Source organism: Lactobacillus sp. wkB10, assembly GCF_000760615.1.
Classification (GTDB): Bacteria; Bacillota; Bacilli; order Lactobacillales; family Lactobacillaceae; genus Lactobacillus; species Lactobacillus huangpiensis.
Genome location: NZ_JRJB01000007.1, coordinates 1 through 16,772 on the forward strand (window position 1 = coordinate 1; position 16,772 = coordinate 16,772).

Annotated in this window: 32 protein-coding genes and 2 tRNA genes; 30 read left to right on the plus strand and 4 right to left on the minus strand. The window is 36.0% G+C overall.

Annotated elements, in window-relative coordinates; genetic code table 11:
* The first annotated feature begins 96 nt into the window (after positions 1–96).
* A tRNA-Asn gene (locus tag LACWKB10_RS05550) sits at positions 97–169 on the plus strand.
* A gap of 8 nt (positions 170–177) precedes the next feature.
* A tRNA-Ser gene (locus tag LACWKB10_RS05555) sits at positions 178–267 on the plus strand.
* 73 nt (positions 268–340) lie between these two features.
* On the opposite strand, the gene LACWKB10_RS05560 is transcribed toward LACWKB10_RS05555, so the two are convergent.
* From LACWKB10_RS05560 to LACWKB10_RS09825, 3 genes are all read right to left on the minus strand, one after another.
* The gene (locus LACWKB10_RS05560) at positions 341–1,453 is read right to left on the minus strand and encodes a tyrosine-type recombinase/integrase (RefSeq protein WP_034979873.1); all 1,113 of its coding nucleotides are present in this window, start codon (positions 1,451–1,453) and stop codon (positions 341–343) included.
* Between the two features lie 132 nt (positions 1,454–1,585).
* Positions 1,586–2,428, minus strand: a complete 843-nt coding sequence (locus LACWKB10_RS09820) for a hypothetical protein (RefSeq protein WP_052060297.1) — start codon at positions 2,426–2,428, stop codon at positions 1,586–1,588.
* Positions 2,429–2,521: 93 nt separating this feature from the next.
* The gene (locus tag LACWKB10_RS09825; RefSeq protein ID WP_052060298.1) at positions 2,522–3,268 is read right to left on the minus strand and encodes an XRE family transcriptional regulator; all 747 of its coding nucleotides are present in this window, start codon (positions 3,266–3,268) and stop codon (positions 2,522–2,524) included.
* Positions 3,269–3,415: 147 nt separating this feature from the next.
* On the opposite strand from LACWKB10_RS09825, the gene LACWKB10_RS05580 reads away from it, so the two are divergent.
* Both LACWKB10_RS05580 and LACWKB10_RS05585 read left to right on the plus strand, forming a co-directional pair.
* Positions 3,416–3,706: a helix-turn-helix transcriptional regulator gene (locus LACWKB10_RS05580; RefSeq protein ID WP_161779308.1), complete on the plus strand. Its 291-nt coding sequence runs from the start codon at positions 3,416–3,418 to the stop codon at positions 3,704–3,706.
* 21 nt (positions 3,707–3,727) lie between these two features.
* Positions 3,728–4,069, plus strand: a complete 342-nt coding sequence (locus tag LACWKB10_RS05585; protein WP_034979878.1) for a DUF771 domain-containing protein — start codon at positions 3,728–3,730, stop codon at positions 4,067–4,069.
* Between the two features lie 38 nt (positions 4,070–4,107).
* Here LACWKB10_RS05585 and LACWKB10_RS05590 read toward each other — a convergent pair whose 3' ends face one another.
* Complete coding sequence (locus LACWKB10_RS05590) at positions 4,108–4,332, minus strand: hypothetical protein (RefSeq protein ID WP_161779309.1); 225 nt, start codon at positions 4,330–4,332, stop codon at positions 4,108–4,110.
* A 293-nt stretch (positions 4,333–4,625) separates the two neighbouring features.
* Here LACWKB10_RS05590 and LACWKB10_RS05595 point away from each other — a divergent pair, with 293 nt between their 5' ends.
* From LACWKB10_RS05595 to LACWKB10_RS05715, 26 genes are all read left to right on the plus strand, one after another.
* The gene (locus LACWKB10_RS05595; RefSeq protein WP_034979884.1) at positions 4,626–4,841 is read left to right on the plus strand and encodes a helix-turn-helix domain-containing protein; all 216 of its coding nucleotides are present in this window, start codon (positions 4,626–4,628) and stop codon (positions 4,839–4,841) included.
* Between the two features lie 70 nt (positions 4,842–4,911).
* Positions 4,912–5,076 (plus strand): hypothetical protein, encoded by a 165-nt coding sequence (locus LACWKB10_RS10190; RefSeq protein WP_161779310.1) that lies wholly within the window; start codon positions 4,912–4,914, stop codon positions 5,074–5,076.
* A gap of 49 nt (positions 5,077–5,125) precedes the next feature.
* A complete protein-coding gene (locus tag LACWKB10_RS05600) occupies positions 5,126–5,425 on the plus strand; it encodes a hypothetical protein (RefSeq protein ID WP_034979887.1) in 300 nt (99 codons plus the stop codon).
* Positions 5,425–6,339, plus strand: a complete 915-nt coding sequence (locus tag LACWKB10_RS05605) for a DUF1351 domain-containing protein (protein ID WP_034979891.1) — start codon at positions 5,425–5,427, stop codon at positions 6,337–6,339. The genes LACWKB10_RS05600 and LACWKB10_RS05605 overlap by 1 nt, the downstream gene beginning before the upstream one ends.
* Positions 6,339–7,175: an ERF family protein gene (locus tag LACWKB10_RS05610; protein ID WP_034979895.1), complete on the plus strand. Its 837-nt coding sequence runs from the start codon at positions 6,339–6,341 to the stop codon at positions 7,173–7,175. Before LACWKB10_RS05605 ends, LACWKB10_RS05610 begins: the two co-directional genes overlap by 1 nt.
* Positions 7,176–7,185: 10 nt before the next feature.
* Positions 7,186–7,968, plus strand: coding sequence for a conserved phage C-terminal domain-containing protein (locus tag LACWKB10_RS05615; protein ID WP_052060299.1), 783 nt, complete (start codon positions 7,186–7,188; stop codon positions 7,966–7,968).
* Positions 7,969–7,983: 15 nt separating this feature from the next.
* The gene (locus LACWKB10_RS05620) at positions 7,984–8,784 is read left to right on the plus strand and encodes a DnaA ATPase domain-containing protein (RefSeq protein ID WP_034979898.1); all 801 of its coding nucleotides are present in this window, start codon (positions 7,984–7,986) and stop codon (positions 8,782–8,784) included.
* Entirely contained in the window at positions 8,781–8,999 is a 219-nt protein-coding gene (locus LACWKB10_RS05625; protein ID WP_034979901.1) for a hypothetical protein, read from the plus strand. Before LACWKB10_RS05620 ends, LACWKB10_RS05625 begins: the two co-directional genes overlap by 4 nt.
* Entirely contained in the window at positions 8,971–9,783 is an 813-nt protein-coding gene (locus LACWKB10_RS05630; RefSeq protein ID WP_034979905.1) for a Rha family transcriptional regulator, read from the plus strand. Before LACWKB10_RS05625 ends, LACWKB10_RS05630 begins: the two co-directional genes overlap by 29 nt.
* 2 nt (positions 9,784–9,785) lie before the next feature.
* A complete protein-coding gene (locus tag LACWKB10_RS05635; protein WP_034979908.1) occupies positions 9,786–10,025 on the plus strand; it encodes a hypothetical protein in 240 nt (79 codons plus the stop codon).
* Between the two features lie 25 nt (positions 10,026–10,050).
* Positions 10,051–10,488: a helix-turn-helix transcriptional regulator gene (locus tag LACWKB10_RS05640; protein ID WP_152560565.1), complete on the plus strand. Its 438-nt coding sequence runs from the start codon at positions 10,051–10,053 to the stop codon at positions 10,486–10,488.
* 16 nt (positions 10,489–10,504) lie between these two features.
* The gene (locus tag LACWKB10_RS10195) at positions 10,505–11,236 is read left to right on the plus strand and encodes a helix-turn-helix transcriptional regulator (protein ID WP_052060300.1); all 732 of its coding nucleotides are present in this window, start codon (positions 10,505–10,507) and stop codon (positions 11,234–11,236) included.
* A 137-nt stretch (positions 11,237–11,373) separates the two neighbouring features.
* Positions 11,374–11,727 (plus strand): hypothetical protein, encoded by a 354-nt coding sequence (locus LACWKB10_RS10270; protein ID WP_200878506.1) that lies wholly within the window; start codon positions 11,374–11,376, stop codon positions 11,725–11,727.
* A 9-nt stretch (positions 11,728–11,736) separates the two neighbouring features.
* Positions 11,737–11,931, plus strand: coding sequence for a hypothetical protein (locus tag LACWKB10_RS05660; RefSeq protein ID WP_034979913.1), 195 nt, complete (start codon positions 11,737–11,739; stop codon positions 11,929–11,931).
* Between the two features lie 180 nt (positions 11,932–12,111).
* Positions 12,112–12,237: a hypothetical protein gene (locus LACWKB10_RS10350; RefSeq protein WP_255358044.1), complete on the plus strand. Its 126-nt coding sequence runs from the start codon at positions 12,112–12,114 to the stop codon at positions 12,235–12,237.
* On the plus strand, positions 12,237–12,734 hold the full coding sequence (locus LACWKB10_RS05665) for a class I SAM-dependent methyltransferase (protein ID WP_034979915.1): 498 nt from the start codon (positions 12,237–12,239) through the stop codon (positions 12,732–12,734). The genes LACWKB10_RS10350 and LACWKB10_RS05665 overlap by 1 nt, the downstream gene beginning before the upstream one ends.
* A complete protein-coding gene (locus tag LACWKB10_RS05670; RefSeq protein WP_034979918.1) occupies positions 12,703–12,984 on the plus strand; it encodes a hypothetical protein in 282 nt (93 codons plus the stop codon). Before LACWKB10_RS05665 ends, LACWKB10_RS05670 begins: the two co-directional genes overlap by 32 nt.
* Positions 12,968–13,327, plus strand: a complete 360-nt coding sequence (locus LACWKB10_RS05675; RefSeq protein WP_034979921.1) for a hypothetical protein — start codon at positions 12,968–12,970, stop codon at positions 13,325–13,327. Before LACWKB10_RS05670 ends, LACWKB10_RS05675 begins: the two co-directional genes overlap by 17 nt.
* A 17-nt stretch (positions 13,328–13,344) precedes the next feature.
* The gene (gene ssb / locus LACWKB10_RS05680) at positions 13,345–13,770 is read left to right on the plus strand and encodes a single-stranded DNA-binding protein (protein WP_034979923.1); all 426 of its coding nucleotides are present in this window, start codon (positions 13,345–13,347) and stop codon (positions 13,768–13,770) included.
* Between the two features lie 12 nt (positions 13,771–13,782).
* A complete protein-coding gene (locus LACWKB10_RS05685; RefSeq protein ID WP_034979926.1) occupies positions 13,783–14,010 on the plus strand; it encodes a hypothetical protein in 228 nt (75 codons plus the stop codon).
* An 8-nt stretch (positions 14,011–14,018) separates the two neighbouring features.
* Complete coding sequence (locus tag LACWKB10_RS05690; RefSeq protein ID WP_034979929.1) at positions 14,019–14,345, plus strand: hypothetical protein; 327 nt, start codon at positions 14,019–14,021, stop codon at positions 14,343–14,345.
* An 11-nt stretch (positions 14,346–14,356) separates the two neighbouring features.
* Positions 14,357–14,749, plus strand: a complete 393-nt coding sequence (locus LACWKB10_RS05695) for a hypothetical protein (protein WP_034979932.1) — start codon at positions 14,357–14,359, stop codon at positions 14,747–14,749.
* Positions 14,750–14,763: 14 nt separating this feature from the next.
* Positions 14,764–15,273, plus strand: a complete 510-nt coding sequence (locus tag LACWKB10_RS05700; RefSeq protein WP_034979936.1) for a RusA family crossover junction endodeoxyribonuclease — start codon at positions 14,764–14,766, stop codon at positions 15,271–15,273.
* Complete coding sequence (locus LACWKB10_RS05705; RefSeq protein WP_034979939.1) at positions 15,266–15,763, plus strand: hypothetical protein; 498 nt, start codon at positions 15,266–15,268, stop codon at positions 15,761–15,763. Before LACWKB10_RS05700 ends, LACWKB10_RS05705 begins: the two co-directional genes overlap by 8 nt.
* 11 nt (positions 15,764–15,774) lie before the next feature.
* Positions 15,775–16,263: an ArpU family phage packaging/lysis transcriptional regulator gene (locus LACWKB10_RS05710; RefSeq protein WP_034979942.1), complete on the plus strand. Its 489-nt coding sequence runs from the start codon at positions 15,775–15,777 to the stop codon at positions 16,261–16,263.
* Between the two features lie 114 nt (positions 16,264–16,377).
* Positions 16,378–16,692, plus strand: a complete 315-nt coding sequence (locus tag LACWKB10_RS05715; RefSeq protein ID WP_034979945.1) for a hypothetical protein — start codon at positions 16,378–16,380, stop codon at positions 16,690–16,692.
* Positions 16,693–16,772: the final 80 nt, after the last annotated feature.

Sequence of the window (16,772 nt, forward strand, 5' to 3'; positions counted from 1 at the left end):
TAACCATGCCGAACACAGCAGTTAAGCTTCTTCACGCCGAGAGTAGTTGGTGGGAGACTGCCTGCGAGGGTAGGACGCTGCCGTGCTTTTTAGCAATCCGGCTTAGCTCAGTTGGTAGAGCGCTTGACTGTTAATCAAGATGTCGTCAGTTCGAGTCTGACAGCCGGAGTTTAAATTGGAGTGTTGTCCGAGTGGCTTAAGGAGCATGATTGGAAATCATGTATATGGGTTAATCCTGTATCGAGAGTTCAAATCTCTCACACTCCGTAAATAAAAGCTCATAACAATTGATGTTATGAGCTTTTTACTTATCTATGTTCGCCAAAAGTTCGCCATGCTTCTAAATTTCATCAAGTATCTTTACAATTTGTTGATCAGATTTTTGTTTCAGCTCATCAAGCATGTATGCATAAACACCTGCCGTAATACTCATATTTGCGTGCCCTAAGCGTTTAGAAATAGAATATAGGTCAACTCCCTTAAATAATAATAAAGCCACGTGAGTGTGCCGTAAGCTGTGAAAATGGAAGCCTTTTTTATTTATACCGATTTTTGCTAAATGTTGTCGCAAAGTTTTATTTACGGCATTTGAAGTAGGAATGGTTCCTCTATTGTCGATAAAAATTCTTTCATGATTATTTACTTTTAATTTGCTTAAAATATCGAGTAATTTTTGATCAACTTTAATTATTCTGGTTGAAGAAATATTTTTTGTGCTCTTGTTAATTTCATTTGAGTCATAATTTACAATATTTTTATTATCGTAATCCCATGACTTATTTATTGTTATTGTTTTATTTTTAAAATCAATATCATGCCATGTTAAGACTTTTATTTCACCAGGACGCATTCCAGTATAGATAATGGTTAATAACATGTATCTGCTGGTGTAACGAGTATTTAAACCGTTTAGTAATGACTCTTTTAATTTTTGAACTTGCTTAAAGTTTAGATAGTCTATTTTACGTGTACGTTCAGAATTCCACGTTAGGTTAATTCTATCTGTAAAATTGGCTGATATTAATCCTTCACTGATTGCATCTTTGACACAGCTACGAATTGTACCATTTGTTTTTTGAACAGTTACTTTAGCATGTGTTTTTCCATATGAGTTAAAAAAGTCTTGATAACGTGCCCTGGTCATTTTAGACAGCTTTATATTGCCAAAATTTTCTTTAATAAGATCATAGGCTCTACGATAACGCCTTTTAGTGCTATTAGATTTTCCAGGCGCTTTATAGCGGTTATACCACTCGTCAAAGTAATCAGCAAAAGTTGGATCTTGATCCGATATTAAATTTTTATCTTTGGCTACTTCAAATTCATTAGCCCATTTTTTAGCCTGCATTTTGGTAGCAAAGCCGCTTTTAGTCTTATATTTACGATTATTTTGCTCATCATACCAAGATACCTGAGCTTGCCAAGATTTACCACGCTTTTTTATATAAGCCATTTTAAATTTTATCTCCTATGCTATAATAGGGTATGCAAAAGGGCATAACCCTGTTGTATTTGTGATACTTCTAAGAAATTACTATTCGAACTGAAATTTCTTAGAAGTTTTTTGTTTCCAAATATTTAAATTTTATTTTTTTGTCAAGCCTATTAATTCTAAATTAGATAATATAACTTCTCCAGCAGTTAAATCAGCCGTTACTTTGCTGACTTGGCCGCTTTCAGTGTCTGTGCCTAATATTTCGTTCAAATCATCATCTGATCCATCAGAAATCAAATTACCACTTCCTTTTATTGGCCTTATGACGTATCTGCCAGGTTTAATATCACGTCCTACTAGCCATATGCCAGCACTAATTTGTGTTTTATAAGTATATTTATCTGGAGTTGGGGTGAAGCTTGTAGACTCTATCCCGTCTAAATTAATTTTGTCACCCTTTACCAAGTTTGTAGTAAATGAAGTTACCTGGTCGCTATTCACATCGTTGCCCAAAATAACGTTAATTGTAGCATCACTATTAGATAGATTGCCACTTCCTTGAATAGCTTTTATAACGTATCTGCCAGGTTTAATATCTCTACCCACCTTATATTTACCTGCGCTTAAAGTAACTGCTTTAGCTGTGTTTTTTTCAGGTTCGGGTTTGGAAGCCTTTTTGGTATTGGAAACTGAAATCTTTTTCTTCTTTTTTTTAACAGATTTTCTAACATTTTTTGGTTTTTTTGAATGATGAGCGGTAGTATTGTATGCTTCATCATGTTTTTCGGCATCATTTGAAGCTGATACAAAGAAACCGCAAATTAAAACTAGTATTAAACCCCATACCCACCAACGTTTCACTAATAGTTTCTTTGGTGGCTTTTTGCTTTGTCTTAATGCCTCTTTATAATCTTTGCTTTTTTTTAACTTTCTGTCACTAATAATCATGTAAATAATAAATATTATTAGTGCAATTATCCATAATAATTCCATTTGCATTCTCCTATTATACTTTTAACAATACATTTACAATTTACCATTTTTATAAACGACTTAAAAGATTAAAATGGCATATGTTTTTCATTCCTACTTAACATCGTATTCCACATGGACAACTTTACCTAGAATTTTTCCAGGCTTATCTTTATTTAAAACGATCGGATCATAGGCATTATTTTCAGGAATTAATATTACTTCATTACCAGCAAATTTAACTCGTTTAATCGTTGCTTCATCATCTATTAGAACAGCTGCTAAATCACCATTTTCAACAGTAGGTTGTCTTACCAATGTTACTAATGATCCGTCTGGAATTAAAGGCTGCATGGAATTTCCTTGGCAATATAGCATAAATAACTTATTAGAAGGGACATGGTCAAATGTCAGATCACGATAGCCTACAACATTTTGTTCTGCAAAAATTGGCTCACCACAGGCAATATTGCCCAAAATTGGTACTCTAACTTGATAATTATGTGGTTTGACTTGAGTATGCTTTTTAAATTCCTGATCGTTAGCTGGCTGAAGTGGACTTTCGCCTATTGGATAAGAGTGCAAAATTTTAGATAGAGCATCCTTTGTATTCTCATGAACTGTATATTGCGCTTCGTGAAAATTATTAATAGTTTTATTAACTTTGTCAGTCGGATCATTAATTAGATCATCTACAGAGCAATGTAATACACTTGCTACTTTTTCCAAATTTTCAACACTTGGACGCTGCTTTTTCCATTTATAAATGGCATTTTTCCCTAAATGAGCTTGGTCATTTAATTGCAAAAGGCTTAATCCGTGTTGTTTAGCCAACATTTTAATATTATCTATAAGCGACATGTTTATCTCTCCAAAATCTAGACAATCGTCTTGACATATTTAGACAAATGGCTTATTATTAAATCATCAAGTAATTAAGCAAGAAAAAACAAGCCTATCAATTTATATTTTTGGCCTTTAATTGATAAAGCGAACTTTTTCTTTTATTTGTCATACGTTAATTATAGACAATTGTCTAAATTAATGCAAGAACTTGATGAAGAAATAACAAAAAAGAAGGTGAAATGGATGTTTGATCAGTCTTTAGAAGAAAACGCTAAAAAGTGTGAAATTAGATTTAAAGTTGCCTTATTAGAGCATCAGATTAATCAACGCGAGATGGCTACTAAGCTAGGCACCGGACCGCAACAGATTAATCGAGCTATTAAGGGCGATACCTCTCCTATGTCTAAAAAGCTTAGAAAAAAGATGCAAAAAATCTTAGGTATCACTGACTAAATGAAAGGAAGTGATTATGTAATGGCAAATGTAATAGATTTACCAATACCAGTTGAAACTTTGACTGGTGTAGTCGACCAAATAATGGAAAAACGGGGCTACGTTCCCGCAAAGTCTTTGGCTGGTAGAACTATCAAAATGAAAGAATTTTCCGAGAAGTATTGTGGTAAGAAAGCTCCAAACTGGATTAGGTTATTCATTTTTGATGAATTTCCAGAAGTTAACGTGAAAAACGGTGGATGGGTGGTTAATCCAAGGAGAACGGAAGAGGGCAGCAAAACTATTATTTTTGAAAAACCTGCAGCTGAATGGATGGAAAAGCATCGCAATGACATTGACTGGAATGCAAAACTACCCCAATAAGGAAATTAAACAAAAAGAAAAGCCATCCTAAAGGATGGTTAATAAATTGAATTACCTTGTGAAATACCAGCTGAATTTAATTTTTGTGAAATAGAAGAAGTGATAGGTTTATTGCTTTCTTTCAAAGCATTCATCTCCTTCTTAGCTTCTCCGCTAACAGGATCAAACTTAAACTTAAGATTATCCTTAATGAACGATTTTCCACTATAACCCTTTGCTGCTTCAATTGCAGGTTTTATTTCTAAATTATAAGAGTTTATCAATTCTCTAAAAGCTGTATTCAATTATGTTAACGCTAAGGCTTTTTATCCTTAGCTTCTACTAGTTTTCTAGCAGTTCAGCATATATCTTCAACTCAAATGAGTTGCCGAGCGCTCGTGGGATATTGTCCTATGCGTTGCACCTTCAATTAAGCTTGGCTCAGGGTTGCCATATCCAAAAGACTTAGGTTTTCCCTGAATTCACTCGGTTCACATGATATATCACTATATCAAGGGGCAATTCACTATAAGTATATAGCACTATATATAGTGCTTTCAAGAAAAAGGCATACTAAATGTGGAATAAAATTCAAGAAATCATGGAAGCTAAAAAGATTAGCATTTATAAATTGTCAAAGCTAACAGGATTACCATGGAGCACTATTGCGAACTATAAAAATGGCTCTGAAATGTCATTTAAAAATGCTTGCAAAATTGCTGATGCGTTGGAGATTAGTTTAGACACACTTAGAAAGGAAGTGAAGGCAAATAAGAGAAAAAATTCTAATTAAAATTCATGTAAAGGAGCTAAACAAAGGAATTTTTGAATGAGGAAAAAATTATGGAAAGGATATTAGAAGAATGGCAGCACATATTATACGCAGGTTTCGGCACTTGTCCGAAAAGCAAAGGATTGTTAATCGTGTCATTGCTAGTAGCAATTGCTGGGCTGGGATTAATGATCTACGTCCTAAGTTTACCGCCCTTTCTGCCAGGGACAATTTGACACACAAAAAAGCCCGATAGCGATCGGACCTTAAGTTAATAAAGAATACTAAGGAGATTATAGCACATTATGGAGTGTATTGGAACAGAAGCTAATGGTGGCTTAGCTACCTATGGTGAATATGGCTGTGACTACAGCACTGCAAGAGACTTTGTGGTTGCACAAGCCTTTTTAATGAACGACCTTAAAAAGTTTACTGAAACAGTTGGCTATTCACCACAAAATCCACGGGGAATGCGAACATACGAGGACATGTTGGAAGATTTTGCATCCTGGTGGGATGACCCCGATGGAGAATGGTGGTACGACGTAGCAATGTTCTACTTTGACGGGCATGAATTGACTGACAAAGAAAGAGAGGCGCTTTAATGATGGCTGAGAGTGAAGAATTAAAAAAAGGACAAGAAATAATTGCACTAGGGAGTAAGCAATATGGCATTGCCTTTACTCCTGCAAAAATAGATTTTCCTGAATACGAAAAAATGAAGAGCAGTGTTGATGCAATTAATTCTGAGTTTACCAAGTATGACGTAGACACAAACAATTTTAAATCAGCAAAAGAAGCAAGAGCTAGGCTTAATAAACTAAGCAAAGCGCTAAATGACAAGAAGATAACGATTGTTAAAGAAGCCGACAAGCCAGTATTGATCTTCAAAAAGCAAATTAAAAACCTACTGGATGAAATAGGTCAGGCTTCCGACCACATCGGAGATCAGATCAAAGTGTTTGAAGAGAACGCTAAAAAACAACGTGAGGCCAATATTAATGTTGATATTGATAAGCGTTGTAATCAAGCTGGAGTTGATCCAGCAAAGATTGAAATTAATCCAAAATGGTACAACAAGTCGGAGTCTTATGCAACGTTCGAAAAAGAAATCAATCAGCAAATTAATATTTTAATCAAAGAAAAAAAGCAAAAGACAGAAAACATTAAAGTTGTCTCTGCTAAAGCGGATGAATTAGGGCTACCTTATCAACATTGGGTTGAGCAGTTAAATAATTCCTCTCTAAGCAATGTTTTAAGCGAAATGGATAATTATGCCAAAGAAGTCGAAAAAGCCGCTGAACGTGAGAAAAAGCCTAAACCCGAGGCAAACAAAAACATTGTTGAGAAGAACGGTAAAGCTATTGATAAGAACACTGGTGAAGTTATAGCTGACTATCACATAGCCTACCTGATTACTAAAAAGGCAAGAATTAAGCTAGGCGGTACTAACTATCAATTTAACCAATTATTGCAATATCTGAAAGACATGGGATTCAAAATTGAGAAGGTGAACTAATGGAGTTTATCGGAGATGAACAGAGCCGTGCTACTTGGAATCAGCATTTTATTCAGGTTAAAAGCAAGATAAAACAGCCTAGAAGGACACACACAGTTAAAGTTGTGACGCAAAAGGGCAGGAATTACAGTTACAAGTATGCTGATTTAGCAGACGTAGACAAAGCTGTAATGGACGCTTGTCGACTAGTTAAGGACAAAGATGGCAATACAGCGTTTGCATACTACTTCGACATAGAAAACAGTAGCCAGGGCGTGTGTGTGCAGACAGTTATGGTAGACACATCAGGTGCTCAAATGATAACAGATAAGGTCTGGTTCAGCAATTCCAAAAGCGAAGATGCACAAAAGACAGCGAGTTTAATAAGCTACGCAAAGAGATATAGCTTAAGTGCTGCTTTCGGAATAGCAAGTGAAGATGACGATGATGCGCAGAGCCTTAAACCACAAGATACACGTAAGCGGGTATTAACTCTGGATAAAGACGAACTAGATAGGTTCCAAGTCGATGTTTATGGCAAAAAGCTTTATCTAAAAGATATTTGGCAAGATTACATAGAAGGTGAAGACCCTGAAACAATGCACTGGCTAATGGCACAGAAGGATCCTCAGACATTGCAGGCTATTAAACAGTTGCTGGATCAATATAATCTTAAAAAGCGGATTCAGGAAGTTAAGTACAAAAATTTAAAAAAACCTGAAGACGAGAAGAAAAAAATTGATGAAAAAGAAACTGGCACAAAAAAGGAAAATGAGAAAGAAAAAAATGATGAAATTAAGAAACTAGTTGACGGTGATACTACTGATGACGAAACCCAGACACTTAATCTTTTTTAGGAGTTAAAAAATGGCAAAAATAATTAAAAAAGGTAACAAGAATTTTACCATTACTTCAAATAAAGCAATTAGGGATAGTCGCTTAACATGGGAAGCTAGAGGCGTTTTCAACTACCTATGGTCACAAGCAGACGAGTGGACTTATAGAGCTAAGGAAGTAGCCACTCATTCGCCACAAGGAATCGACAAGTTGAATAAGTGCCTCAAGGAACTTGAGAAGTATGGCTATCTTGAAAGAAAGCGCAGTAGAGAAGGTGGAATGCTTAAAGAAAGCATATGGACTCTAACAGATTCACCTAAGTTGGATTTACCAATACAGGTGAAACCTAAACAGGCAAAACCTATATTGGCAAAACCTAAACAGGCAAATCCAAGACTAAGAAATACTAATAGTAAGAAACAACAAGTAGAAGAAACAACAAGTAAAAGAAATAATGGTTCAGCTGAAGCAGAACCTAGCACTATCCACAAAGATGTCATTGATTATCTAAACGAAAAGATAGGTGCTAGATACAAGGCTAGTTCTGCTATCAACAAAAGGCTGATTGATGCACGAGTCAAAGAGGGATACAAGTTAGACGACTTCAAGCGAGTAATAGACAACAAGGTGGCTAGTTGGTCACATGATCAAAAGATGAGCAAGTACCTGCGACCACAGACGTTATTCGGGACAAAGTTTGAAAGCTACTTGAACGAGCGAGCGCCTAATGTGCCAGCACATGCAGACTTTGGAGCAGAAGCTTACGCAAACGGGACAATGGATGGTGTGGATGAAGATGACCTACCCTTTTAGGCAATTGGAGGAGCTATGAAAATAAATGGCAAAGCAGTAAATATAATTGCACATCGCACAAGAAAAACTGATCAGATTTGTCCTAAACACCATGTGCACCTGGTTTACTTAGACGGCTTTAAAAAAATGAAACCGTTCTGCGAACAGTGTCAATACGAGAAAAATCAGGCGCAGATAAAAAAGATGGCTCAAAACCTGAAGATAAACCAAACTAAAGGCTATCTTAAGCGGCAATCGTTAGTCGATCGGGATGAAGTATTTGATTATACATTTGATAATTTCAAGGCTAAAGCTGGTTCAGTTGAGCGCCAAGCTAAGCAAGGCGCAAGAATGATTGCTGGCGAATATCTCAAATACCCAGATAAGAAGGGCAACAGCCTGCTGTATGGCAATGCAGGTGCAGGAAAAACGCATCTGGCAATGGCTATCCTTAACGCAGTTAATGACAATTCTGATCCAATGGTGAGATGTCTATTTATCAGCGTAAACAAGCTAATTCGGGAAATGAAGAACTGGTTCCAGGATAAAACAGGAATATGGTCACCTAAGCATGTAACCGATGTAGTCAGCAAGGCTAATCTAGTTGTCCTAGACGACTTGGGAGCTGAGAGTGCTAACAATATGGCTACCAGCTTTGTGCAGGACACGATATTTGATATTTACGAAAGTAACCAACGGATCATAACAACAACTAACTTGAGTTTAGATGAGTTGTATAGAACCTATCACTCGAGGCTAGTAAGCAGGATGCAAGAGAGCGATAGACGGAAGGTTATTGACTTTTCAAAAATAGCTGATAAAAGGCCACGAATATGACTAATAAGAAAATAGAAAAAGCTAGTGACTGGGACACTATCTACAACAGGATGTTCCAGAAACGAGCAGTAGAGAGATTTAATTATGACGTTGCTAATGGTATTGGAGCGTTTGACAAACAAGAGAAAAAACAGCTAGAAAAGCTACACCAGTTTTTCGTAAATTTAGAGAAAGAAAGTGACAGTAATGCAGGACGTTCAGTTATTTACATTTAACGGAACAGAGGTAATAGACAGTCGTGATGTGGCCAATATGATTGGCAAGTCACATGCTCATCTGAGCAGAGACATCGACAGATATATCAGAGATATAGATGATAAGGAGCCCGATCCAAAATTGGATTCGGCTCGCAAAGCCAATAACAGCAGTGGTTCGGCTGATTTTTTCATTAAGTCAACGTATACCGATAAAAACAATCAAATAAGACCGTGCTATTTGTTGACTAAACAAGGTTGCGAATTTGTCGCAAACAAGCTTACTGGTAAAAAGGGCAATCAATTTACAGCAGAATATGTGACGCTATTTAATCGCATGAGGCAAAGAGAGGATAGCCGAATTGAGATGGTTTATAAAGAGTGGAATATCCCGACTACCTTTGCAGGTGCTCTAAAGTTAGCTACCGAACAAGCAGAGCAACTAGAAAAGCAGAAGCCCAAGGTCGATTATTTCAATTCACAAATGAGGAACCCAGGTTTGATGACTACAACAGAAATCGCTAAAGATTACGGCTGGAGTGCTGCCAAACTTAATCAGGAATTGCATAAGCGTGGCATTATCTACCAACAAGGCAGTGGCCACCGCAAAGTATGGGTAGTATATCGTGACTACGCCAATAGAGGCTACACACAATATGAGCCATTTACTTATCAGAATGGCGGTAAACAGGGAATGCACAACAATCTCAAGTGGACGCAAAAAGGTAAAAAGTTTATCTACGACCTACTGGCAAAAGATGGTATCAGGCCAACACTAGAACAAATGGACTTAATGGAGGATTAAAAATGTCTGTAAAAGTTTTCAACAATACAAAACATAAATGGTTAAGTGAGATTAGACAACACATGATTTCAGAACGACTAGAAGCTGTTTTTCTGAAAAGAAAAAGTAATGGTTACTCGTTTAGCAATTATAACGAGGCTAAGAAATGGGTAGATAAGCTTAAAAATAATGGCTACAAAGATTATTCAAATGATGACTGGCTATTTTATGAGGAAGATAAATTGATAAGCAAAAATATGTAGAGGTATAAAAATGAGAATTAAAGAATTGTGCAAAGAAAAAAACGTTAGCCAAGAAGAGTTGGCCAAATTATTTGGAGTAGATGTTGATGAATTTTGCCAGCTCCAAAATAACTATGAAAATCGTGGATTTGATCAAAGGCAATTAGAAAAAATTGCAATGCACTTGGGTGTAACAGCTACCTATCTAAAAGGAAATACCCCATATGTTAGCAAGGAAGAACGTGAATATCGAAAAAAACTAAAACAGATGGCCCAGTCTCAACTTGACATGACTGAATATAATTTTCATCCAAGTAATAATCTGGATTCTGGTTATGGTGTAACAGTATCTGTAACGGCACAGCTTTGTATTGCTGCAAACCTTGTAACGCTAATTGAAAGAGCTGAAGACCTGAGCGATAAAATCAGTGAGCTAGATAACACGCTATATAGCTTAGGCATGGCAGTTAGCAGTCATCCTTAAATAGAGGCAAAGAAAAATGAACAGGCTAAAAGAACTTAGAAATCAAAGGAAATTGACCCTTGATGATATAGAAGAAAAAACTGGAATAAAGCGAGGTACATATAGTAATTACGAGAATGGCAAGACTGAGCCAAAGCTAAAAGTGTGGCAAAAGCTGGCAGACTTTTTCAATGTATCAGTCACATACCTACAGGGATTTGAAACACAAGTACCTAATAGACTAAGAGAATTAAGAAGAAGTCATGGATTAACTTTAAAAGATACAGCTGAAAAAGTAAAAGAAAAAGAAGCCTTAATTATCACAGCTGATGCTTTAGCCAAGTACGAAAGAGGGGATAGAGAACCCAAAATTGAAACATGGCAAAAATTGGCAGACTACTTCGGCACATCAGTTTCTTATATCCGAGGCGATTTAGATACAGAATATCTAGAAAAAATAGTTGAGTTGTTGATGCTTATTAATTTTCCAAATGTATGCTTAAAGTATCGAAAAAATGAATTGAATGATTCATATAAACCATTTTTCACCATCTCTATTACTAGTCAAATTATTAAGTTATTAGGATATGACTCGAGAGAAAAATTCCAAGAAATTTATAAAAAAGCAATGAGGCTAGGTGATAATCCTGAAAATAGTATTGAAGTAAAAGCGTACAAGGAACCATTTTTAAAAATTTTAACTACGTCAAAAGAAATCACGAATCATTTACTTAAAGAATATGAAAAATTAGAGGAGAAACAAAAATGAACGGCAAGAAAATAACATTTAACGGTGACTTAGACAACTTTAAAACTAAGGATAAGGGTGTCACAATTCAGATTAAAACAACGACAGATCACCTTTCGCTAGACAAGCTTAACGACATTGCAGACGGTCAGATCACTGTGTATCTCGAGTCCAGCCAACTGGAACTGATTGAAGAACTGGACGGTGAGTTTGAAGTTAGCGATATAGCAATGCTAGACAAGTTGCACAGGATAGATGCTAATGGTCAACGAGAGACCAAATACACGGTAACAACTAAAGATGGCAGTGTTTACGGCTTAACTGAGGACCTATTCGAGAGTCTCAATCAGCAAATGCCGGATGAGCCTGAAGAGCCAGTGGATAATGGCATTGATGATGTCCCAGCAGATAGCAACTTTGAACCCGAAGACGATAACAAAGATGACGGAGAAAAGATGGATCTGTTTGAAGTTAACCCTGAGACTAAAAAGATAGAGCAGGTTACAGAATAGAGGCAAAAAATGTGTGAATATTGCGAAGGGAAATATGGCTCAGAACTTCTTATAAAAGGGAATGAATCTGTATTTATTGATGTGTCAAAAACCAGATTAGAGTTAGTTAAGGCAACTAGAGACGGATATGGACTAGTTACTTTCGATAGTCAAAAGATTAACTATTGCCCAGTTTGTGGCAGGAAGTTGAATAAGGATAATTGATGAAGCAACAAAAGTATTGCTCAACATGTGAGAAAAAAATTAATGGGCAAAGCGAAGATTATATCTCCATAAAAAGCCTACATGAAGGCAGTATAAACTTCTGCAATATTGATTGCATGTTCGAATACATGAAAGTACATAACGAGTATTTATTAATTGGCAAGAAAATGGAGGATTTAAATGGCAAGAGCAGTATATCGGAAGAATAAGTATGGCAAGGTTACCTATGTGGGGCATGTGCCACCGCAATATAAGTTAAAGGACAACGAGTTCTTTCAAAAATTGCCGAATGAAAGGCATGATTGATGAAGATACTAGATGCATGTTGTGGCTCTAAGATGTTCTGGTACAACAAGCATGAGCCACATACGACATATATCGACAATCGAAGTGAAAAGGATCAGGTCAAGGATCGTCAATATATCAGGGATATAGTTATCAGTCCTGACATCATTGCAGATTTTAGGAAGCTGCCTTTCAAAGATGATGAGTTTGACCTAGTAGTCTTTGATCCACCACATTTAATCCACGCAGGTGAAAACAGCTGGCTAAAACTTAAATATGGGTGCCTTCCTAAAGACTGGTCAACTTACATTAAGGCAGGATTTGACGAGTGCATGAGAGTTTTAAAGCCAACAGGAACTTTGCTTTTCAAATGGTCTAATAATCAAATTCCTTTTAACAAAGTTCTTAACGTGATTGATCAAAAACCTATTTTGGGAGACCGCAGAGGTACTACAAGGTGGTCTGTGTTTATCAAAGGAGCAGAAAATGGACAAAGCAATGACAAAAAACAAAATTAAAAAGAATGTAATTACTTTTGATAATACGAAGGGCGAAGGCTGTGCTATTAATCTTGACGATTTTGATTATGCAGAAATTGTTCAAATTAAAACAAGCGATATTTTTACAGTTGAAATCTGGAATGATCAGGGCTACTTAATTGGCGATTACATAGTAACAAGCGATGTGGCAGAAAAAATCAATAGTGCGCTTGAAAAAGTTAAAAAGAAGAAAGAAGAAGGAAGAGATAAAAATGAAAATGCTAATTGATAGTAATGGTGTCTTTTGCTTTTCTCAAAGGGCAATTAAATTAATGTGCAAATACAAAAATTTAAACTATGACGACAATGAAAGTAATGATTTATTTGAAATAGCTTGTAACCCTAAAATCAGATTTGATAAAGATGCAATAAAAGCAGTAGAAAAACTTGGTATTACAGCCAACGCAGACGGTAGCAAAATTGTAGTTGCTGAAATTCCAGATGGCTATGATTATAGAATTATTGTTCCAGATACTGGGGGAGAAGACCTATATTTTAGCAAAAGCAAAATACATTTATACAACTCCGAGCCAGAATATGATGATGAAGAACAAGAGATTGATTATTATTAAAAGAAAGAGTTAAAAAGATGATTAACAGAGTTGTATTAACTGGTAGGTTGACTAAAGACCCTGAATTGAGAACAACACAGAGTGGGCTATCTGTAGTTGCATTTAACTTGGCAGTTGATCGGCAATACAGCAATTCCCAAGGTAAAAGAGATACTGACTTTATCAGCTGTGTCATTTGGCGCAAAGCAGCAGAAAATTTCTGTAATTTTACGTCTAAAGGTTCACTTGTTGGTATAGATGGCCGAATTCAAACCAGAAGCTATGAAAACAAAAATGGCCAGAAAGTATATGTAACAGAAATAGTTGTTGACAGTTTTTCACTTTTAGAGTCGAAAAAGGATAGGTTGGCAAACAATAACAGTAGTAATGAAAGCCAAGCACCTGATCCATTTGCTGAATCGGGAGACTCAATTGATATTTCGGATGACGATTTACCGTTTTAGGAGGGATGCAAGATGAGCGAAACTGTTAAATTTAGGGGAAGCTCTAATGACGGTGTTATCAGAATGTACGAAAAGCAAATATCAGATATCACTGGTTTAAATATTGATATTCAAAATAAAAAAATTGTAGTTTACACAATAAAAATTAAAAACCGAATTTACTACATTAATAAAGATGTTTTTTTTGAAACTTTAGACAAACTGAAAAACCTGAATTTACACGATATTAATTTTAGTTGAGGTAAAAAATGAAGGCATATTTAATTGACTATTTGGATAGAGATTTTCAGGACTTTGTTTTTGCTAAAACAAAAGAAAGTGCTGAACAAAAGTTTTTAGGAGGGAAAAGTGCGTTTGGCAGTAAGCTTAAATATCCTGATGAATCTAACATTCGAATTGAAAGATGTAAGAAATTAGATAACTGCGAAAAGTTATCAAAGTTGCAAATGGCTGAAAAATTAATTACTGACTTCGGCTGGTGCTGGAAAACCGATGGCAATGAGTATGACCAAATTAATTTTGACAAACAAAAATTTGAGAGAGACTGGGACGATCGCTATTGGGGAATAGCTTAGGAGATACAAAAATGGATGAAACAGAAGCATTTTTAGTCAAATCAATAATAACATTTAAGCAATTGCTGCTATCTGTAGAAGGCTGGAAAAATGGTAAGGATAAGCCTATGGCGCCAAAGAGTGAATTGCCAGACTGCATTAAGAAAAGAGTGATTTGGGTTAGAAACAATCTCATGGATATCGATGATGTAACTTTTATTGATTGTATGCAAATAGCATTACCTAGTCCCGTTAATGAAAACAAGCTCAAAAAAGAATATCGCGACCTTTGGCTTCCAATGGGTGATGATTATAAGCAATATTGTCACCATTTCAATGCAAGATTGCTTAATATTCTAGGACAAGCAGTTGCGGTGGCATTAATATATGGTCTTAATGACGATTCTGAAGGGGATGAAAAATGAAAGGAGGCTAATTAATGCAGAGCGATAAGTTAAACTATCACAGCTTGGTATTTGGCATTCTGGGTGATCCACAAGGTAAGGCTAGGCCGAGATTTGCTCGCAGGGGTAAGCTTGTTAGTACATACACGCCACAAGTGACTCAAAAATATGAAGAACTGATTAGATTCAGCGCTTTAAAAGTAAGACAGAAGAATGGCATAACTAAGCCTATTTCGGGAGACATAATATTAAACATCAGGGCATACTTCAAGATTCCAAAGACCTATTCTAAAAAGCGCAAAGAAAGATGCCTTAATGGGGAAGAGAGACCGAGCAAGAAGCCTGACAGCGACAATATCGCAAAAATTATCCTGGACGGCTTGAATCCAAAGATGAAAGTGGATCATGTGCAGCACAAGGCTGTATGTGTGCATGAGGGGCTATACCGTGACGATAAGCAGGTGGTGTCGCTCAAGGTGGATAAGTATTACTCAGACAAGCCAAGGGTAGAGATTACAGCAATTTGGAGTGATGAAAGTGGCTGACATACCTTACGATATTATTCATAAAATAGAAGCTAAATATGGCACGCTAGCAATACCAGATGATAATCCGTTAATGATAAAGTTGCACAAAGCAACAGGTGCAGAGCCACGGCTAAAAATGAAGACAAGTGCAACGGGCCAGCAGTTCACACCGCACTATTACGATGATGAAGTTATCAGGCTGACTAAGATGGGCTATTCTGTAGGTGAGATTGCCGAAAAGTTATGTCATGCCAGGTCAACAATAAACAGAATATTGCTATACTACAGAGTTAAACCAAGGGCCTCTTTCAAAGGAAAATATGATGATGTTTATATTGTTGATTTAAGCAATTTGAAATATTGGGGAATTGTTGCTAGAAATATTGAAGAAGCAAAAAGAAGGACTCACGGTGAATTTAACGCCAAAAAATATCATTGGTGCGATATTAAGCCCGGTGAAAAGTTTATGATAGCTGGAAATGACACTGAAGTATTTGTAAAAAAGTAGGTTTGAAAGTAATGATTGGAGTTGTCGAATTGAGCTTATTTAAAAAATCAAAAATCGATAAAGCTAAAACAATACAGAATGTTAGGGACTTCTTTGAAGATGACTTCAAGCATTATCTCAACCTTGCCAATAAGCATTTAAGTGATATCTCTAGCCCCACACTAGATGATAATGGTATTACAGTACATGATGGACTCAACCATCAGGATGAGCGGATGGCGGTAAACATTGACGCTCAAAATGTTGTTAAAGCTGTGGATCACACTATCAGTAGTTGCAGCTATCCAAACAGCATTATCTTGTATCTTTATTTTATTCAGAAAATTTCAAACGATAATATTGCTAAAAGGCTGGGCTATCAAAATACTAGGTTCCATGAAATAAAAAATGATGCGTTAGTAGAATTTGCCGAAAGGTTTGATTATTGGAGGCAGGAAGACAGCACTGATATTGAAGATTTACGCAGTTTTGAAGATTTAGAAACTGTGAGCGAAAAATAAAAAAGCGGAGTTTTAGCGGACATTTAGCGGAGTAATAGCGGACAAAGAGCGGAGGTCAAGCGGAGTGTTTTCGTTATATTATGGTAATGTCGAAAGATTAGGAGAAATAAGCTAATGGATAATTTTAGTGATGAATTAGTTAAAAGTCTGACAAATCTAATTAAAGATCATGACAGGAAATTATTAATTTCAAGTATTGCTGAAAAGCAAAAGAGGGAAAAAGAAAAATCCAACATTATGATGAATACGGATGAAATTTCTAAAAAAGTTGTTGATTTCTCAAGTACAGCAATGGATTTTTGTAAAAAAGCTTTAGAAGTACAGATGGAAGATCTAGAAGACATGGAAGATCTAGAAAACATAGATCCTTCTAGATTGTCAGCAATAACAAATCTTTATAAAGCTGTTTACAGTGCATGGTTTAATTAGTATTCGTCCGAAACGACGTTAAACTAGCAACAACAATTTTTTCTTAAATTATACTCCTCCAAGAGTTGCGGTAATGGTTG

Bases quoted from the DNA above. Each gene is read 5' to 3' on its own strand.
- LACWKB10_RS09820 (WP_052060297.1), bottom strand. From the start codon at position 2,428: ATGGAATTATTATGGATAATTGCACTAATAATATTTATTATTTACATG.
- LACWKB10_RS05620 (WP_034979898.1), top strand. From the start codon at position 7,984: ATGAAAATAAATGGCAAAGCAGTAAATATAATTGCACATCGCACAAGA.
- LACWKB10_RS05670 (WP_034979918.1), top strand. From the start codon at position 12,703: ATGGACAAAGCAATGACAAAAAACAAAATTAAAAAGAATGTAATTACT.
- LACWKB10_RS05610 (WP_034979895.1), top strand. From the start codon at position 6,339: ATGGAGTTTATCGGAGATGAACAGAGCCGTGCTACTTGGAATCAGCAT.
- LACWKB10_RS05700 (WP_034979936.1), top strand. From the start codon at position 14,764: ATGCAGAGCGATAAGTTAAACTATCACAGCTTGGTATTTGGCATTCTG.
- LACWKB10_RS05630 (WP_034979905.1), top strand. From the start codon at position 8,971: ATGCAGGACGTTCAGTTATTTACATTTAACGGAACAGAGGTAATAGAC.
- LACWKB10_RS05660 (WP_034979913.1), top strand. From the start codon at position 11,737: ATGTGTGAATATTGCGAAGGGAAATATGGCTCAGAACTTCTTATAAAA.
- ssb (WP_034979923.1), top strand. From the start codon at position 13,345: ATGATTAACAGAGTTGTATTAACTGGTAGGTTGACTAAAGACCCTGAA.
- LACWKB10_RS05695 (WP_034979932.1), top strand. From the start codon at position 14,357: ATGGATGAAACAGAAGCATTTTTAGTCAAATCAATAATAACATTTAAG.
- LACWKB10_RS05675 (WP_034979921.1), top strand. From the start codon at position 12,968: ATGAAAATGCTAATTGATAGTAATGGTGTCTTTTGCTTTTCTCAAAGG.
- LACWKB10_RS05665 (WP_034979915.1), top strand. From the start codon at position 12,237: ATGAAGATACTAGATGCATGTTGTGGCTCTAAGATGTTCTGGTACAAC.
- LACWKB10_RS05560 (WP_034979873.1), bottom strand. From the start codon at position 1,453: ATGGCTTATATAAAAAAGCGTGGTAAATCTTGGCAAGCTCAGGTATCT.
- LACWKB10_RS10190 (WP_161779310.1), top strand. From the start codon at position 4,912: ATGGCAGCACATATTATACGCAGGTTTCGGCACTTGTCCGAAAAGCAA.
- LACWKB10_RS05710 (WP_034979942.1), top strand. From the start codon at position 15,775: ATGATTGGAGTTGTCGAATTGAGCTTATTTAAAAAATCAAAAATCGAT.
- LACWKB10_RS10350 (WP_255358044.1), top strand. From the start codon at position 12,112: ATGGCAAGAGCAGTATATCGGAAGAATAAGTATGGCAAGGTTACCTAT.
- LACWKB10_RS05690 (WP_034979929.1), top strand. From the start codon at position 14,019: ATGAAGGCATATTTAATTGACTATTTGGATAGAGATTTTCAGGACTTT.
- LACWKB10_RS05685 (WP_034979926.1), top strand. From the start codon at position 13,783: ATGAGCGAAACTGTTAAATTTAGGGGAAGCTCTAATGACGGTGTTATC.
- LACWKB10_RS05715 (WP_034979945.1), top strand. From the start codon at position 16,378: ATGGATAATTTTAGTGATGAATTAGTTAAAAGTCTGACAAATCTAATT.
- LACWKB10_RS05615 (WP_052060299.1), top strand. From the start codon at position 7,186: ATGGCAAAAATAATTAAAAAAGGTAACAAGAATTTTACCATTACTTCA.
- LACWKB10_RS05635 (WP_034979908.1), top strand. From the start codon at position 9,786: ATGTCTGTAAAAGTTTTCAACAATACAAAACATAAATGGTTAAGTGAG.
- LACWKB10_RS09825 (WP_052060298.1), bottom strand. From the start codon at position 3,268: ATGTCGCTTATAGATAATATTAAAATGTTGGCTAAACAACACGGATTA.
- LACWKB10_RS05595 (WP_034979884.1), top strand. From the start codon at position 4,626: ATGTGGAATAAAATTCAAGAAATCATGGAAGCTAAAAAGATTAGCATT.
- LACWKB10_RS10195 (WP_052060300.1), top strand. From the start codon at position 10,505: ATGAACAGGCTAAAAGAACTTAGAAATCAAAGGAAATTGACCCTTGAT.
- LACWKB10_RS05600 (WP_034979887.1), top strand. From the start codon at position 5,126: ATGGAGTGTATTGGAACAGAAGCTAATGGTGGCTTAGCTACCTATGGT.
- LACWKB10_RS05625 (WP_034979901.1), top strand. From the start codon at position 8,781: ATGACTAATAAGAAAATAGAAAAAGCTAGTGACTGGGACACTATCTAC.
- LACWKB10_RS05585 (WP_034979878.1), top strand. From the start codon at position 3,728: ATGGCAAATGTAATAGATTTACCAATACCAGTTGAAACTTTGACTGGT.
- LACWKB10_RS05605 (WP_034979891.1), top strand. From the start codon at position 5,425: ATGATGGCTGAGAGTGAAGAATTAAAAAAAGGACAAGAAATAATTGCA.